We start from the raw sequence: 273 nt of genomic DNA, 5'->3' as shown, positions 1-273 counted from the left end.
AATCCGGCAAATTGGATATAACTTCCCCCTCCCCAAAATGAAGGGGCCATGGATTTCCAATTATTCAGTTACTGCCAGTCACTCAAGCTGCTGTATGCTTTGAACCATGTTTGTAAAAGCCCTTTTATGAAGGTAGCCTTCCTGAATCTTTAACATGATTTGTCTGGCATGATAGACGAATACTCCTGCTGCCTGAACGATTTCCCTGCGAAATCTTTGGATGGTATAGCTTTTCATAGGGGCAGGGCAATGATCCATTTTAAAAAGTTCAAA

1 pseudogene is annotated in these 273 nt (G+C 41.8%); it reads right to left on the bottom strand.

The window, feature by feature from the left end:
• Positions 1 to 78: 78 nt before the first annotated feature.
• A pseudogene (locus FS628_RS32235) lies at positions 79 to 273 on the bottom strand (IS1380 family transposase); the annotation flags it as partial.

Origin of the sequence: Paenibacillus xylanexedens (assembly GCF_007676705.1) — a bacterium.
Classification (GTDB): Bacteria; Bacillota; Bacilli; order Paenibacillales; family Paenibacillaceae; genus Paenibacillus; species Paenibacillus xylanexedens_C.
This window is presented reverse-complemented; position numbering and strand designations above follow the sequence as displayed.